1 protein-coding gene is annotated in these 291 nt (G+C 39.5%); it reads left to right on the plus strand.

Features of this window, described 5'->3' with window-relative positions; genetic code table 11:
* Positions 1–38: 38 nt before the first annotated feature.
* A partial coding sequence (locus KMS84_RS44450) for a hypothetical protein (RefSeq protein WP_256921554.1) occupies positions 39–291 on the plus strand: 253 nt, incomplete at its 3' end.

Consider the following 291-nt stretch of genomic DNA (forward strand, 5'->3'; position numbering starts at 1 on the left):
GTGGAAAACCAATCACTGCGTTCACGGAGTTTTAAAAAATGAAGAGACAACCAAAGCTCACAATTCTTCGCGGCCTGCTATTTACTTACTGTATAGAAAACACCAGAGATATAGACAGAGAAGAAATCATCGTTTCCAAAAACGTCAACAACCCTGAAGAGCTCGCAAAGCTTTTCGATGCATTGACCAAACCAGAATTTTTTTCGTACCGCGAAGATGAGCAACAATGGTTTATAGATACCCTTGAGCATTTCCTATCTACAGACGAAAATTTCGAATCAGTCTTTTACC

Source organism: Streptomyces hilarionis (assembly GCF_024539675.1).
Taxonomy (GTDB): Bacteria; Actinomycetota; Actinomycetes; order Streptomycetales; family Streptomycetaceae; genus Streptomyces; species Streptomyces hilarionis.